This window comes from Alloalcanivorax xenomutans (genome assembly GCF_900217905.1).
In the GTDB taxonomy this organism is placed as follows: Bacteria; Pseudomonadota; Gammaproteobacteria; order Pseudomonadales; family Alcanivoracaceae; genus Alloalcanivorax; species Alloalcanivorax xenomutans.
The window spans coordinates 76,957-90,882 of sequence record NZ_OBMO01000001.1 but is presented as its reverse complement, the minus strand read 5'-3'; the positions used below and the strand labels follow the sequence as shown (position 1 = coordinate 90,882).

13 protein-coding genes are annotated in these 13,926 nt (G+C 60.1%); 6 read left to right on the top strand and 7 right to left on the bottom strand.

Going from position 1 to position 13,926, the window contains the following annotated elements; all coding sequences use genetic code 11:
• Window positions 1-28: 28 nt before the first annotated feature.
• From CRO06_RS00430 to CRO06_RS00410, 5 genes are all read right to left on the bottom strand, one after another.
• Window positions 29-775 carry an ABC transporter ATP-binding protein gene (locus tag CRO06_RS00430; RefSeq protein WP_097057463.1) on the bottom strand — a complete coding sequence of 249 codons (747 nt, stop codon included), beginning with the start codon at window positions 773-775 and terminating at the stop codon, window positions 29-31.
• Window positions 772-1,566 (bottom strand): ABC transporter ATP-binding protein, encoded by a 795-nt coding sequence (locus CRO06_RS00425; RefSeq protein WP_097057462.1) that lies wholly within the window; start codon window positions 1,564-1,566, stop codon window positions 772-774. The genes CRO06_RS00430 and CRO06_RS00425 overlap by 4 nt, the downstream gene beginning before the upstream one ends.
• Window positions 1,563-2,567, bottom strand: a complete 1,005-nt coding sequence (locus tag CRO06_RS00420; protein ID WP_097057461.1) for a branched-chain amino acid ABC transporter permease — start codon at window positions 2,565-2,567, stop codon at window positions 1,563-1,565. The genes CRO06_RS00425 and CRO06_RS00420 overlap by 4 nt, the downstream gene beginning before the upstream one ends.
• Window positions 2,567-3,442 carry a branched-chain amino acid ABC transporter permease gene (locus tag CRO06_RS00415; protein ID WP_097057460.1) on the bottom strand — a complete coding sequence of 292 codons (876 nt, stop codon included), beginning with the start codon at window positions 3,440-3,442 and terminating at the stop codon, window positions 2,567-2,569. The genes CRO06_RS00420 and CRO06_RS00415 overlap by 1 nt, the downstream gene beginning before the upstream one ends.
• A 73-nt stretch (window positions 3,443-3,515) precedes the next feature.
• Window positions 3,516-4,673 carry an ABC transporter substrate-binding protein gene (locus CRO06_RS00410; RefSeq protein WP_244902745.1) on the bottom strand — a complete coding sequence of 386 codons (1,158 nt, stop codon included), beginning with the start codon at window positions 4,671-4,673 and terminating at the stop codon, window positions 3,516-3,518.
• Between the two features lie 313 nt (window positions 4,674-4,986).
• Here CRO06_RS00410 and paaX point away from each other — a divergent pair, with 313 nt between their 5' ends.
• From paaX to paaK, 5 genes are all read left to right on the top strand, one after another.
• Complete coding sequence (gene paaX, locus CRO06_RS00405; protein ID WP_022993792.1) at window positions 4,987-5,913, top strand: phenylacetic acid degradation operon negative regulatory protein PaaX; 927 nt, start codon at window positions 4,987-4,989, stop codon at window positions 5,911-5,913.
• A 397-nt stretch (window positions 5,914-6,310) separates the two neighbouring features.
• Window positions 6,311-7,102 carry a 2-(1,2-epoxy-1,2-dihydrophenyl)acetyl-CoA isomerase PaaG gene (paaG, locus tag CRO06_RS00400; RefSeq protein ID WP_055099761.1) on the top strand — a complete coding sequence of 264 codons (792 nt, stop codon included), beginning with the start codon at window positions 6,311-6,313 and terminating at the stop codon, window positions 7,100-7,102.
• 26 nt (window positions 7,103-7,128) lie between these two features.
• Window positions 7,129-7,599: a hydroxyphenylacetyl-CoA thioesterase PaaI gene (paaI, locus tag CRO06_RS00395; protein ID WP_218839847.1), complete on the top strand. Its 471-nt coding sequence runs from the start codon at window positions 7,129-7,131 to the stop codon at window positions 7,597-7,599.
• Window positions 7,596-8,804: a 3-oxoadipyl-CoA thiolase gene (gene pcaF, locus CRO06_RS00390; RefSeq protein ID WP_097057458.1), complete on the top strand. Its 1,209-nt coding sequence runs from the start codon at window positions 7,596-7,598 to the stop codon at window positions 8,802-8,804. The genes paaI and pcaF overlap by 4 nt, the downstream gene beginning before the upstream one ends.
• 60 nt (window positions 8,805-8,864) lie before the next feature.
• Complete coding sequence (gene paaK / locus CRO06_RS00385; RefSeq protein WP_097057457.1) at window positions 8,865-10,160, top strand: phenylacetate--CoA ligase PaaK; 1,296 nt, start codon at window positions 8,865-8,867, stop codon at window positions 10,158-10,160.
• A 71-nt stretch (window positions 10,161-10,231) separates the two neighbouring features.
• Here the strand turns inward: paaK and CRO06_RS00380 are convergent, their stop codons facing one another.
• The gene (locus CRO06_RS00380) at window positions 10,232-12,256 is read right to left on the bottom strand and encodes a sensor histidine kinase (protein ID WP_143247694.1); all 2,025 of its coding nucleotides are present in this window, start codon (window positions 12,254-12,256) and stop codon (window positions 10,232-10,234) included.
• A 175-nt stretch (window positions 12,257-12,431) separates the two neighbouring features.
• Complete coding sequence (locus tag CRO06_RS00375) at window positions 12,432-13,073, bottom strand: response regulator (protein WP_097057455.1); 642 nt, start codon at window positions 13,071-13,073, stop codon at window positions 12,432-12,434.
• 246 nt (window positions 13,074-13,319) lie between these two features.
• Between CRO06_RS00375 and CRO06_RS00370 the strand changes: the two genes are divergently transcribed.
• Entirely contained in the window at window positions 13,320-13,850 is a 531-nt protein-coding gene (locus CRO06_RS00370; protein WP_063140333.1) for a hypothetical protein, read from the top strand.
• Window positions 13,851-13,926 lie beyond the last annotated feature (76 nt).

Here is a 13,926-nt window from a genome sequence, read left to right as displayed (position 1 = left end):
TGCTCGAAAAACCATCCGCTCAAATCACTTACCCGCCCAAATAGGCGGCCTTGACGCTGTCGTTATCCAGCAGCGCGGTGCCTTCTCCACTGGCGACGATGCGCCCGGTTTCCAGTACATAACCGCGGTCGGCCACCGCCAGCGCTTCGGCGGCGTTCTGTTCGACCACGAACTGGGTAATGCCCTCCGCTTTCAACTCGCGCACGATGTCGAAAACCTGCTCGATGATCAGCGGCGCCAGGCCCATGCTCGGTTCGTCCAGCAATAGCAGCCTTGGCCGTCCCATCAGGGCGCGGCCCATGGCCAACATTTGCTGTTGGCCTCCGGACAGCGTGCCGGCGGTTTGACGCCGCTTGTCCTTGAGGATGGGGAAGCGTTGATATTGTTTTTCCAGGTCCTCGGCGATAGCGGCTTTGTCGTTCCGGGTATAGGCACCGAGCATCAAGTTGTCTTCCACCGACAGTCCGGAGAACACCTGGCGCCCCTCCGGTACTTGAACGATGCCGCGACGAACGCGATCGGCGGCGTCACCGCGCGACAAATCGCCGCCGTCGAAGCGGATCTCGCCACTGGCGGGTTGCAGGCCGGAGATCACCCGCAGCAGGGTACTCTTGCCGGCGCCGTTGGCGCCCACCAAGGCCACGGTTTCTCCCGGGGCGATGGTCAATGCCAGCTCGTGAAGCACCTCGATGCGACCGTAGGCGCTGGTGATGTTGTTGAGTGACAACAACGGCGTCGGTTCGGGGCGGGGAGTGAAGGGGGCGGCGCTGGTCATGCCGGAACCTCCTGTGCCTGACGTTCGCGAGTTCCCCCGCCGAGATAGGCCGCGATGACTTCGGGGTGCTCGCGAATCTGCTCCGGAGTGCCTTCCGCCAGTTTGCGGCCGTAGCTGATCACCAAAAGATGATCGGATACGTTCATCACCAATTTCATGTCGTGCTCCACCAGCACCACGGTGATGCCTTTACCGGCGATCTTCTGAATCACCGATTTCAAGGCCTCGGTTTCGGTGGCGTTGAGACCGGCGGCGGGTTCATCCAGCAGCAGAATGTCGGGCTCCGCCGCCAGGGCTCGGGCGATTTCGAGGCGTTTGAGCGCGCCGTAGGGCATGGCGGAAGCCGCGTGATCCAGATAATCACCACAACCCACGAAGGTCATCAGTTCCCGGCAGTGTTCGCGACAGTGCCGGTCCGCCTTTCTCAGTCCCGGCAGTTTGAGCATGGCGGCGAGCGCGCCGCTGCCGAGATGGCGGTGACGGCCCAGCATGACGTTTTCCAGCGCGCTCATGTTCATGCAGATCTGCAGATTCTGAAACGTCCGGGCCATGCCCATTTCGCAGAGCTTGTGGGGTGCCCGGCCGGTGATGTCGCGGCCTCCGAGGGTGACCGCGCCGGCGCTGGGCTGGTACAGACCTGTCACCAGATTAAACAATGTGGTTTTACCGGCGCCGTTGGGGCCGATGATCGAGTGCACATGGCCACGTTGTACCTCGAAGGACAGATCCTCGATGGCATGCACGCCGCCGAATTCCTTGCTCAGATTGGTGACGGAAAGCAGAGCGCTCATTGGGCACCTCGCTGCAGTCGCTGGAGCACGCTGGGCAGCAGGCCCCGCGGCAGAAAGATCATCACCGCCATCAGAATAGCGCCGAACACCACCATCTCCAGCTCCTGAAAATCGGTAAGGAACTGGGGAATAAGCACCAGGATCGCGGCGCCGATGATGACACCGAAAGTGGATGCCATTCCGCCAAGTACGACGATGGTAATCAGCTCGATGGAATGTTCGAAGGACGCCACGGTGGGGGTGATGAAGCCGCTGTAGTGGCCGTAAAGGCTGCCGGCGACGCTGGCGTAGACAGCGGATATCACAAACACACGCAGCTTGTATTTGGCGGTGTCCACGCCGGCCACCTGGGCGGCGATCTCGGAACCGTGCAGGGCACGCAACGCCCGGCCCAACGGGGAGTCGATGATGTTCAGCGCCAGCAGGACCGCGATCACCAGGACCGCGGCGGCAAGCAGATACCACAGTTCCACGCCGGTGAATGTCAGGCCGGCGAACTGATATTCGCCGAATACGCTCAGTTCGTGACCGAACAGGGACAGCGGCGGCAGACCGACGCCGTCCGGGCCACCGGTAAGTTGCTCTTCGTTGTTGAGTACGATGGCGGCGATCACGCCCAGGCCCAGTGTGGCCATGGAGAGGTAGTGACCTTTCAGGTGCAGAATCGGCCGCCCCACCAGCCAGGCCATTACGCCAACGCCGGCGGCGGCGCTGAGCAGGGCCACCATCGGGCTCAGATTGTATTGGCTGGTGAGAATAGCGCTGGCGTAGGCGCCGGCACCATAGAAGGCGGCGTGGCCGAGGCTGACCTGGCCGGCGTAGCCCACCAGCAGATTCAGCCCCACGGCCACGGTGGCGGTCAGACAAATCTTGGTCAGCAGGTCGTAGTGGAAATCGTTGCTGACCGCCAATGGCATGAGTGCCAGGATCAGCGCCAGCAGCAGCAAGCCCCCATAAGGGGAGATCAGAATATTCTTCTTCATCGCGCGCGCTTCCTTCATCACACCCGCTCCGCGGCCCGGCTGCCGAACAAGCCGTTGGGCAGGAAAAACAAAATGGCGAGGATGATCACGAACGGCACCGCGTCCTTGTAATCGGAGGAGATATAACCGGCGGTGTAGGCTTCGCTCAGGCCCAATAACAGACCGCCGACCACCGCGCCGGTGCTGCTGCCCAAACCGCCTATGGCGGCGGCGACGAAGCCTTTCAGACCCAGCATGATGCCGACGTCATAGGCGGTGAAAGTGATCGGGGTAACGATCAGGCCCGCGGCGGCGCCGAGCAGTGCGGAAATACCAAAGGCCACACCCAGGATGACCTGGGTCTTGATGCCGGCCAGCCGGGCGGCGTCCTTGTTCATGGAGGTGGCGAGAATTGCTTTGCCCAGTTTGCTGCGGCTGAAGAACATCGCCAATGCCACCACCAGCACCACGGCGATACCCAGGATCCACAGGCTTTGCGTCAGCAGAGTAGCGCCGCCAATGGAAAGCGATTCGGTGGCACTGAAGCGGGGCAGCGCATGATACTCCTTGCCCCAGAAAAACTGGGCCAGGCCCCGCAGGAAGATGGACGCGCCGATGGTGATGATGATCAACGTCACCACGTCGGCGTCCCGCGCCGGAGCGATGGCCAGGCGGTGCAGTAAAATGCCCGCCACCGTGGCCAGCACCAGAGCGCCCACCATGGCCGCCGGCAACGGCAGGCCGGTTCCCACCAGTACCACCGTGCCCATGCCACCGATCATCAGGAATTCGCCCTGGGCGAAATTGATGACATGGCTGGCGTTGTAGATCAGGGTGAAACCCAGCGCCACCAAGGCATAAATGGCGCCCAGGGTGATCCCCGAGAACGTGAACTGAAAAAACTCGCTGAACATGTTCGGTCCTGCCTGGAAAGAGGGCGGTGAGAGCAAGCGTTCGGGATGCCGTCCATGGCGCCCGGAGAGTGGATTACTCCACCAGCGTCCAGTGGCCGTCCTTCACTTCCAGGATGCGGAAGGAATCATAGGACAGCCCCATGTGGTCCTTGGCGCTGAGGTTGTAGGTGCCGGTGACTCCGACATAACCCTGGATGCTTTCCAGAGCGTCGCGCACTTTCGCCGGATCGGTGGAGCCGGCTTGCTTGATCGCTTGCACCGCCAGTTGGAAGCCGTCGTAAGCGTAGCCGCCAAAGGTCGACACCGAACTGTTGTAACGGTCCTCATAGGCTTTTTTGTAGCCGGTGACCACGCCATGCTGGGGGTCGCTGTCGGGGATGGTGTCGGCCACCAACAGGGCGGTGGCGGGCAGGCGCAGACCATTGGCGGCATCGCCGGCCAGTTTCAGGAAGCTGTCGGAAGCGACACCGTGGGATTGGTAAAAGGGCAGTTCAATGCCCAGTTGCTTGTAGTTCTTGGTGACGATGGCCGGGCCCTGACCAAAGTCGAAGTTGAGTACCGCCTGCACGCCATCGGTATTGCGGATGCGAGTGAGCTGGGCGGTGACGTCGGTATCTTTCGGGTTGTAGGTCTCGTCGGCCACCACCTCGATCCCCATGGCCTTGGCTTCCTCCAGGGTCACGTTACGTCCGGAGGCGCCGAAGCCGCCGGTGCCGGAGATCAGACCGATCCGGGTGAGACCGCGTTCCCTCATGTCGGTGAGTACGCGTCGGGCGGCCTGGCGATCGGATTGCGGCATCTTGAACACCCATTTCTTCACCGGGGTGGAGATGGTTTCCGCGCCGGCCAGGGAGATGAATGGCACCCGCGCTTGCTCGATCACCGGCACCGCCGCCATGGTGGCGCCGGTGGTGCTGCCACCGATGATGAGATCGACTTTGTCTTGCCGCAGCAGCCGGGTGACGAAGGTACGGGCTTTGGAGGCGTCACCGGAGTCGTCATAGTGAACCAGCTGGACTTCACGCCCCAGCAGGCCGCCGTTTTCGTTCAACTGGTGTACATACAGTTCCAGGGTTTTCAGTTCCGGGTCGCCGAGAAACGCGGCCGGGCCGGTGACGGAAAGGAAGGATCCGATGCGAATGGGGTCTTCCGCCTTCGCGACCGGGGACAAGGAGGCCAGACCCAGCGCCGCCACGGCGCCCACGGCCAGGTTCTTCAGCATTGTTTTCATTATCACACCTATCTGCGTATGCCCCCGGAGGGGCTTTTGTTTTTATGCGCCTGGCCGGAGTCCGGTGGCGCGGGACGTCCCATCAGCGTCCTTGTTTTTCCAGGTATAAAGCGATACGAATTTTAAGTCAAGATCAAATTTAATGTGTCATAAAGGTTGCTATATTGGCCCAAGTGGCTGTTTTATGGTGCTATTCATTGGCCTTTTATGTCTCCGGACAGGAGGGTTTGGTAGCATGTCGCGCCGCCGGAAAGGCCGGTATCACGCTGATTTGGACGCCCCGGAAAGGGCTCGGAGATAGGAAGGTCGCCCAGTGGATTTGCAATGTGAGCAATTGGAACGCTTGATAGAACGTTTTCAGCAGCGTCGGCCGCTGCGTACCGGTTCCCTGATCATTACTCTGTTCGGTGACGCCATCGTGCCCAGAGGTGGCGCGGTGTGGCTGGGCAGCCTGATCGATCTGCTCGAACCCATGGGCATCAATCAGCGTCTGGTGCGTACCTCGGTGTTCCGTTTGACCCGCGAGGGCTGGCTTATCGCGGAGAAAGTAGGCCGCCGCAGCTATTACGGACTCACCGCCGCCGGCCGCCGCCGTTTCGAGAAGGCTTTCAAGCGCGTGTATTCCGGTGTGCAGCCGACCTGGGACGGCGCCTGGACGCTGGTCATCCTCAATCAATTGGATCCAGACACTCGCCGCGATGTGCGCCAGGAACTGGAATGGATGGGGTTTGGCGGTTTGACGCCGGGCATGGTGGCCCACCCGATGGTGGACCGGGCCGAGCTGAACGCGACGCTCCAGGAACAGAATGCGCTGGACGATACGATCATCTTCGAGACCCGGGCCCAGGACAGTTTCGCTTCACGGCCGTTGCGCCTGCAGGTGAAAGATGCCTGGAATCTGGAGCAGCTCTCGGAAGGGTACCGGGAATTTCTCGATCAGTTTCGTCCGCTCTGGCAGGAGATGAGCAAGCTGGAGACGCCACCGCCGATGGAATGTTTTCTGGCGCGGACGTTATTGATTCACGAATATCGCAAACTGCTGTTGCGTGATCCGCTATTGCCGGAAGAGCTTCTGCCTTCGGACTGGGAGGGCCGCGCCGCGCGCCAGCTTTGCCGTAATCTCTACCGCCTCACTTACCGTGGCGCGGAAGCCTGGATGAGCGAACGTACGGAAACCGCGGAGGGGCCTTTGCCTGAGCCGGGGGATGGTTTCTATCAGCGTTTTGGCGGGCTGGATTGACTGAAAAACGCTGCTGGCCACAAGGCCGCTGCAGGAGCTTGTCTGCAAGCGAATTGTGCTTTCGGGCCCTGGGCATTCGCTTGCAGGCAAGCTCCTACAGCGGCTTCGTAGTCCTCCCTGATTCCTTATTGAGTTTTCTTGTGAGAATTTTGGTAACACAACGGGGGTGACCTGAATTCTGAGCTTATCCTTCTGAAATTAAAAGAAAAAAATGCCTTATTACGGATCCTGTTCTTGTTTTACCTTCCTAATTCGATACATAAATATGGATTTGCTGTGTTGACTTGTGTCATGTCTGAGCTATGCTTTCCAACCATAGTTTGGCGTCGGAACTGCTCGGCGGATCACGGTCCGGCAGGTCTGATCATCGATACCAAGAAAAGGGCAGGACCGGATTATGGAGTTCGCCACTATTGAGTTTGATCTGGAAGGCGGTGTCGCCACCCTGGCACTGAACCGACCGGAACGGCTGAACAGTTTTAATGAGCAGATGCATCAAGAAGTGCGGGAAGCCCTGTCCGTGGTGGAGCAGGACCAAGCCGTGCGGGCTCTGCTGATCACCGGGAATGGCCGTGGCTTTTGCGCCGGCCAGGACCTGTCCGACCGAAGCGTGGCGCCTGGCGCCGAAGTGCCCGACCTGGGCTCTTCCATTGAAACCTGGTACAACCCGCTGATTCGCACCCTGCAGCGTTTGCCGATGCCGGTGATCGCCGCGGTCAATGGTGTCGCCGCCGGTGCCGGCGCCAATATCGCCCTGGCCTGCGACCTGGTCATCGCCGCCCGTTCCGCCAGCTTCACTCAAGCCTTCTGCAAGATCGGTCTGGTTCCGGACTCCGGTGGCACCTGGCAGCTGCCGCGCCTGGTGGGTATGGCCCGTGCAAAGGGGCTGTCCATGTTGGGTGACAAGCTGAGCGCCGAGCAGGCGGCCGCCTGGGGTTTGATCTGGCAGTGCGTGGATGACGACGCGCTGCGTTCCACCGCCACGGACCTGGCTCGCCATCTGGCCACTCAGCCGACCCGGGGGCTTGCCTTGATCAAACAGGCATTGAACCAAAGCTTTGACAACGATCTGGATACGCAGCTTGACGTGGAGCGGGACTTGCAGCGTGAAGCGGGCCGTACCGAGGATTACCGCGAAGGCGTCGCCGCGTTCATGGAAAAGCGCGCACCTCAATTCAAAGGCCGCTGAGGCTGTCCTCCCGTTTGGAGATTTGCATGGCCGATTCGAATACCGCCGCCGCGGCGCTGGACAGTGTTGCTTTGGCCCGCCGTTGTGCCGAGTCCATGTACCAGCGGGACACCGCTACCCGCGAACTGGGCATGACGCTGAAAACGGTTTCTCCGGGATGCGCCGTACTGTGCATGCCGGTGCGTGATGACATGATCCAGGGGCACGGCTCCTGTCATGGCGGTTTTATTTTCGCCCTGGCGGATTCCGCCTTCGCCTTTGCCTGTAACACCTATAACGAAACCACCGTGGCTTCCGGTTGTTCCATTGAGTATGTGTCGCCGGGATTGCGCGGTGATGTGCTCACCGCGGAAGCGCGGGAGCTGACCCGCAAAGGGCGAACCGGTGTTTACGACGTGCGTGTCACCGGCGGTGACGGCCAGTTAGTGGCCTTGTTTCGCGGCAAATCCTACCGCGTTCGCGGGCCGGTGATTCACGATGAGGAGAGCCAGGCATGAATGAAGCGCTGATTTTTGATGCCGTGCGCACCCCGGTGGGACGCTTCGGCGGCGCTCTGGCGACGGTGCGCGCCGACGATCTCGGGGCGGTGCCCATGAAGGCGTTGATGGCGCGCCATCCGCATCTGGATTGGTCGCAGCTGGACGATGTGTTTTATGGCTGCGCCAATCAGGCCGGCGAGGACAATCGCAATGTGGCGCGAATGAGCGCGTTGCTGGCCGGTCTGCCGGTAAGTGTGCCGGGCGTGACGCTGAACCGTCTTTGCGGTTCCGGGATGGACGCGGTGGGTACCGCCGCCCGCGCTCTGCGATGTGGTGAAGGGAGTCTGATGCTGGCCGGCGGGGTGGAGTCCATGTCCCGGGCGCCGTTCGTGATGGGCAAGGCGGAGCAGCCGTTCTCCCGCAGGGCGGAAATATTCGACACCACCATCGGCTGGCGTTTCGTCAACACGCTGATGAAAGAACAGTACGGCGTCGATTCGATGCCGGAAACCGCCGAGAACGTGGCGGAGCAATTCAAAATTGGCCGTGAGGATCAGGACGCTTTTGCCCTGCGCAGCCAGCAGAGAACTGGCCGTGCCATGACCGCCGGCGTGTTCGACGCCGAGATCGTGCCGGTGAGCGTGCCGCGCCGCAAAGCCGATCCACTGATCGTCAGCGAAGATGAGCATCCGCGTCCGGATACCACGGCGGAAGCACTGGCCAAGCTGGGAACGCCGTTCCGCAAGGAAGGCGGCACGGTCACCGCCGGCAATGCCTCTGGTGTCAACGACGGCGCCTGCGCTCTGTTGCTCGGCAATGAAGTGGCGGCGTGCCGTTGGAACCTGAAACCCCGTGCCCGGGTGGTGGGTATGGCCACCGCCGGAGTGGAGCCGCGCATCATGGGTATCGGTCCGGCGCCGGCGACGCGGAAAGTGCTGGCGCAGACCGGCCTGAATCTGGTCGATATGGATGTCATCGAATTGAACGAGGCGTTCGCGTCACAGTCCCTGGCGGTGCTGCGGGAACTGGGGCTGCCGGATGACGCCGAACACGTGAATCCCAACGGCGGCGCCATCGCGCTGGGGCATCCGCTGGGCATGAGCGGCGCCCGTCTCATCGCCACCGCCTTGTGCGAGCTGGAGCGGCGTCAGGGGCGCTATGCGCTGTGCACCATGTGTATCGGCGTGGGACAGGGCATTGCCGTGGTGATCGAGCGGCTTTAAACGAACAGAAAGCAACGCGGACAGACTCAACGACAGAATAACGAGAGGCGGAGCATGAACATGCCATTCAACCTGGAGAATCGTTTCGATCCGGTGGAGCGGGTCAGCGTGGATGAGCTCAAGCAACTGCAAGTGGAGCGTCTTCGTTGGAGCCTCACGCATGCCTATAACAATGTGCCGTTCTATCGAAAGGCGTTCGATGATGCCGGTGTTCATCCTTACGATCTGAAATCGTTGGACGACCTGCGTCATTTCCCGTTCACCACCAAATCGGATCTGCGCGACAATTATCCGTTCGGCATGCTCGCCACGCCCATGCGGGAAGTGGTGCGGGTGCACGCCTCCAGCGGTACCACCGGAAAGCCCACGGTGGTGGCCTATACTCAGAACGACATCAATAACTGGGCGGATGTGATGGCACGTTCCATCCGTGCCGCCGGAGGTCATGCCGGCGACAAGGTGCACGTGGCCTACGGCTATGGCCTTTTCACCGGTGGCCTGGGCGCCCATTACGGTGCCGAGCGCCTTGGCTGCACAGTGATTCCCATGTCCGGCGGCCAGACCGAGAAGCAAGTGCAACTGATCCGCGATTTCGAGCCGGACATCATCATGGTGACACCGTCCTACATGCTCAACATCGCCGACGAAATGGAACGGCAAGGCATGAACCCGCGCGAGTCCAGTTTGCGGCTGGGTATCTTCGGCGCCGAGCCGTGGACCCAGACCATGCGCGAGGAGTTGGAAAGCCGTCTCGGTATCAGTGCGTTGGACATCTACGGTTTGTCCGAAGTAATGGGGCCGGGCGTTGGCATGGAATGCATCGAAACCAAGGACGGCCCGACCATCTGGGAAGACCACTTCTATCCGGAAATCATCAATCCGGAAACCGGAGAAGTGGTGCCGGACGGCGAATACGGTGAACTGGTTTTCACCTCCCTGACCAAGGAAGCACTGCCTATCGTGCGTTACCGGACCCGCGATCTGACCCGGCTGTTGCCCGGCCAGGCCCGCCCCATGCGACGCATCGATAAAATCACCGGCCGCAGCGACGACATGCTGATTATCCGTGGCGTGAATGTTTTCCCCACCCAGGTGGAGGAGCAGATTCTCAAGATCGAGGATTTGGCTCCGCACTATGAAATTCATGTGGAGAAGGACGGTAATCTGGACTGTGTGACGGTGCGGGTCGAGCGCAAACCGGAGTCCTCCGCCGAAGCGGCGGATGTGGCCAGGGCGCTGCAGCAGCGGGTGAAAACCCACATCGGTATCAGCACCAAGGTGGAGGTGGCCGATACCGGCTCGCTGGCGCGTTCCGAAGGCAAGGCCAAGCATGTGTTTGATCGGCGTCTGAAATAGGGGGGGAACCTGAGGAGGGGCGCTGGGGATTCAGGCGCCTCGAAAAGCCGGCGTGGGATAGAAAGGCTGGTTCACTTGGCGGTAATGAAGTACCTCGCGTCGGCCTTTGGTAGGGGAATGCGTGCTTCCATGCAAAACTGCCGTGGACTCCCAGGTACACAGTAAAGTGACAGCTCTCCACTGATCTCTTCAATGCGTGTGCGCATGTTGCTGAGTCCACGGCCGGGTAGGCCGTCGCTCCATTCAGAGCAAGAAAAGCGGTTCACTTCATTGCACAGCAGTAAACAGAGCTCTCCCTGCTGGTCCAACTGAGCATTAAAGGTCAGCGTGTTTGGCACGCCATGTTTGAGCGCGTTGGTGACCGATTCGTCCAGGATACGCCGCAGGTTTATGTAGTGACGCGGGGGCAGGGAGGTTTTATCCATATCGCCTGATATTGACCAGTTGAGGTCGAAGCGCGGCCCCAGTCGCTCCCGAAGGTCTCCGTACCAGTCCTCGAGTAGCGCCTGAAGATCATAGCAGTGCCTGTGATCCAGAGCGTGAATCGCCTCTCTCAAGGCGGTTAGGGCGTTGCGCGCCAACTCTTCGTTATGTTCGTTGGGGGCGGTGTGTATCAGGGTAAGAAGACGCCCACCAACATCATCATGTAAATCCCTCATGATCCTTTGGCGCTCCTGGATGGCGCCGGCTTCGCGTGCTTGCCTTACATTGTTGATCCGCTTCGCGGTTGAAACCAGCGCTTGAGCGATCTCGGTATCCCGCTTGCCGAAGAGCCGGCGGCCTCCTTGCCCATAGAGCAGACAGAGCCCACCTGAAGGCGTGCCTGGCGAGGGAAGGAGAAGCCGGGAACCATTTCCGGCAAGGCGTGCCTTTTCAATGGTTTCGTCGATCCGGTCGAGAGAAAGGGGCTGGAATACTTTCCGGAGTAGCTCCTGCCAAAGCGGGAAGGCGCGATCATCGGGATTGCTGTATAGCGCTTCGACGAAGTCCGGAAGATGACGCTCCATGTTTACTTCCGAGGAAGCGGCCAGCCGCCGCCACAGCCACTGCCGAACGGGGAAATAAACCCAACCCACCGCGATGACGGAGAAGGCAAGTGCATGGGCATGATTCAGGCCGAAGGCGGAAATCACCAGGATATCCACCAGAACCACGGTGAGACCACCGAGAAACCAGGCCCAGGCGGTAAACCACCATCGCTCCAACTGGAATAACCGGTAACGGAGAATGCCCAGTGCGAAACCCAGGTATAAGGTGACCACCAGTCCTACCATAGTGGCGGGGTTGGCGATGGGGCTTACCTTGAAGGCCACGGGCAGGAAATACACCACCAACCCTGCCCCCATGGCGATAAGGATTGAAAGGAAAACCCAGCGCAGCGCGGCACGGTCCAGCGGATTGTTCCTGGCGCGTCGCCACTGGGATACAACGAGAGTTATGCCAAGGGGATAGTAGAGCACCAGAGGCAAATAGAAGCTGTGTAGAGGAAGATCCAGCATCTGGGTATTTTCGTTGATTTGCTGGAGCACGACCGCGGTGGTGATAAGGAAAATGAGCTTCGAAGCATGTTTCAAGGGCTTTGGGTAGATGATCAACAGCACAAGAAAGGCAACAAGAAGAAGGTGAACGCCAATATGGTTCAGTCTCATCAAGGCATCGAATTGCCATGCGGGCAAGGCGAGTTCGCGGACTTCCCACAAGCTATGTTGCCAAGTGGCCAGGAACATGCCTGAGCCGGAAATGGCGAGCAGGCGAGGGGGCCAGTTGGCGGGTAAAAAAACCCATACTGAAAGGCCGACCAGAAAAGCAATCAAGCCATAGGTATGTAGCAACCAGAACGTCCACGGAAGGGACGACAGTGGGCGATGAAGCGCGGGCTCAAACGTCAGAGGCTGGTCGTTGTTGACTATCAATGTCACGGTGGGTGCGCGGAGGGCTTGTGCTATCTGGTTTTCCACGTCGAGATAGGTGTTGTAGTGATGGAAGGTGGGCTCGGCGTGGGGTTGGAGATGGTGATCATAACCTTTTAGCGAAAACGGGCGGCCGTGGATGATCAGAGCGCGTATGTGGTCGCCGGGATGCAGTCGTCCAGCCAAGGGGCCCCGTTGATCGACCTTCGTTACCTGTAGTCCTTCAGTGTCAGCGGGTATTAGCTTCACGCCAAGCCAAGGCCCGCGTGTGGCCAGCCAGGCGGCAAGTGCTATGGTTGCGAGGAGAAGGAAACTGGCTATCAAAAGCGTCTGAAGGGGGGCAAGCCTCCATCGTGACGTGTCAGAGATCATTGTTGATGACCCCCAGTCGTGCCGCTTGCAGCGCGGCTTCGGCACGGCCGGAAACGCCCAGCTTCCGATAAATAGTCTTGGTATAGCTGGCTACGGTGTTGGCGGTGATATCCAACGCTTCTGAGATTTCTCCGCGGGTAAAGCCTCTGGCGAGTAAACGCAGTACATCCGTTTCTCTCTGGGTCAGATCGGGGACCTCCTCGGGCAGGGAGGTGCGCCGGAAGTGCCGGAGAATTCGGCGGGCCACGCTGGGAGAAAGGGGCGGTTCCCCACGGGCGATACCTTGCAGTTGAGCCAGTAAGCGGGTTCGAGGCTGGTCTTTCAGGATATAGCCCAGGGCCCCGGCTTGCAGAGCGGAGAAAAGATGATTGTCGTCATCATAGATCGTTGCCATGACGATATAGGTGTCCGGTGCCGTGGCCTGCAACTCGGTTACCAAATCCACGCCGCTACCGTCGGGCAGGCTGATATCAACCACGGCCAGGTTGAAATTCTCCTTGCTGGCCTTCGCGCTGGCATTGGATAGCGTATCCGCCGTTACCACGGATATACCGGGGAATGCCTGCCGAAGCAGGTCAGTGAGCCATTCCCTGCTTTCCCGGTGATCTTCAACAATGAGCGCCGTTTTCATTGGTTTTCCCCTCTCCCCGGTTACCCGAACACATATACCACATCGCACTCCATTCATTCACATCGATCGGGAACCGTATCGGCGGCCCCGTTGCCCGCCCATCCCCCCTTTGAGGGTACCCGTTTGTGGGATTGGGCTTGCGGCGGTGTCTCTCTATGCTGCCATGACCGATGACCATGAAGGGCAGGACGTCCTTGGCACCGTCCCTTCCTCTTGTGGTGAGAGTGGCATTAAGGGAGAGGTTTGATGAAACAGAAAGGGACTGATCTGTTGATGTGTACGATTCAGGGCGCGGTCTTGGTCGTATTGCTCACGGCGAAAGCTGAGTCGGCGGGCGCTGATACTCTGGAGGGAGAACTGGGCGGAGAGTCCCGCTCCTGGCATGTGTTGCGTGACGGTCAAACATCCACTGCCCGCTTTTCAAATGTTGCGCCCGGGGTGGTGGTGTACCAGGTGCAGGGCCATGCGGAGGAAAAGTTCGCGATAGCGGAATCCGTGGCGCTTTCCTTCACCGCGATGAACGGCCGCCTTATTGGCACTCCGGAAGTGTCCTACTTTCCCGAAAACAGTCTTTTCCCGGTGTATAGCAATCAAGGCGGGGGAAAGCTCACTCTTGAGCATCTGAAAAGTGGAGAGGACACGGTGGTGCTCAAAGGGCGCTACCAGGGCTCCCTGGAGCGTTTGGAAGGCATCGGCAAAGACGCCTCCGGCGGCGATTCGCTGACGCTGGATCTGTTCTTTGATGTGCGTCTACGGCCGGGGGATGAGCAGGAGTGAGAGGCGTTTCGTGTGGCCCCGCCTGGGGCGGTCGCCACGAGAAAACTGGAAATCGTCCGATGGAAAAAGGCCGGGT

Coding starts and splice junctions, on each gene's coding strand:
- CRO06_RS00420 (WP_097057461.1), bottom strand. CDS start 2,567: ATGAAGGAAGCGCGCGCGATGAAGAAGAATATTCTGATCTCCCCTTAT.
- paaG (WP_055099761.1), top strand. CDS start 6,311: ATGGAGTTCGCCACTATTGAGTTTGATCTGGAAGGCGGTGTCGCCACC.
- CRO06_RS00415 (WP_097057460.1), bottom strand. CDS start 3,442: ATGTTCAGCGAGTTTTTTCAGTTCACGTTCTCGGGGATCACCCTGGGC.
- CRO06_RS00375 (WP_097057455.1), bottom strand. CDS start 13,073: ATGAAAACGGCGCTCATTGTTGAAGATCACCGGGAAAGCAGGGAATGG.
- pcaF (WP_097057458.1), top strand. CDS start 7,596: ATGAATGAAGCGCTGATTTTTGATGCCGTGCGCACCCCGGTGGGACGC.
- CRO06_RS00425 (WP_097057462.1), bottom strand. CDS start 1,566: ATGAGCGCTCTGCTTTCCGTCACCAATCTGAGCAAGGAATTCGGCGGC.
- CRO06_RS00370 (WP_063140333.1), top strand. CDS start 13,320: ATGAAACAGAAAGGGACTGATCTGTTGATGTGTACGATTCAGGGCGCG.
- paaI (WP_218839847.1), top strand. CDS start 7,129: ATGGCCGATTCGAATACCGCCGCCGCGGCGCTGGACAGTGTTGCTTTG.
- CRO06_RS00430 (WP_097057463.1), bottom strand. CDS start 775: ATGACCAGCGCCGCCCCCTTCACTCCCCGCCCCGAACCGACGCCGTTG.
- paaK (WP_097057457.1), top strand. CDS start 8,865: ATGCCATTCAACCTGGAGAATCGTTTCGATCCGGTGGAGCGGGTCAGC.
- CRO06_RS00410 (WP_244902745.1), bottom strand. CDS start 4,673: ATGAAAACAATGCTGAAGAACCTGGCCGTGGGCGCCGTGGCGGCGCTG.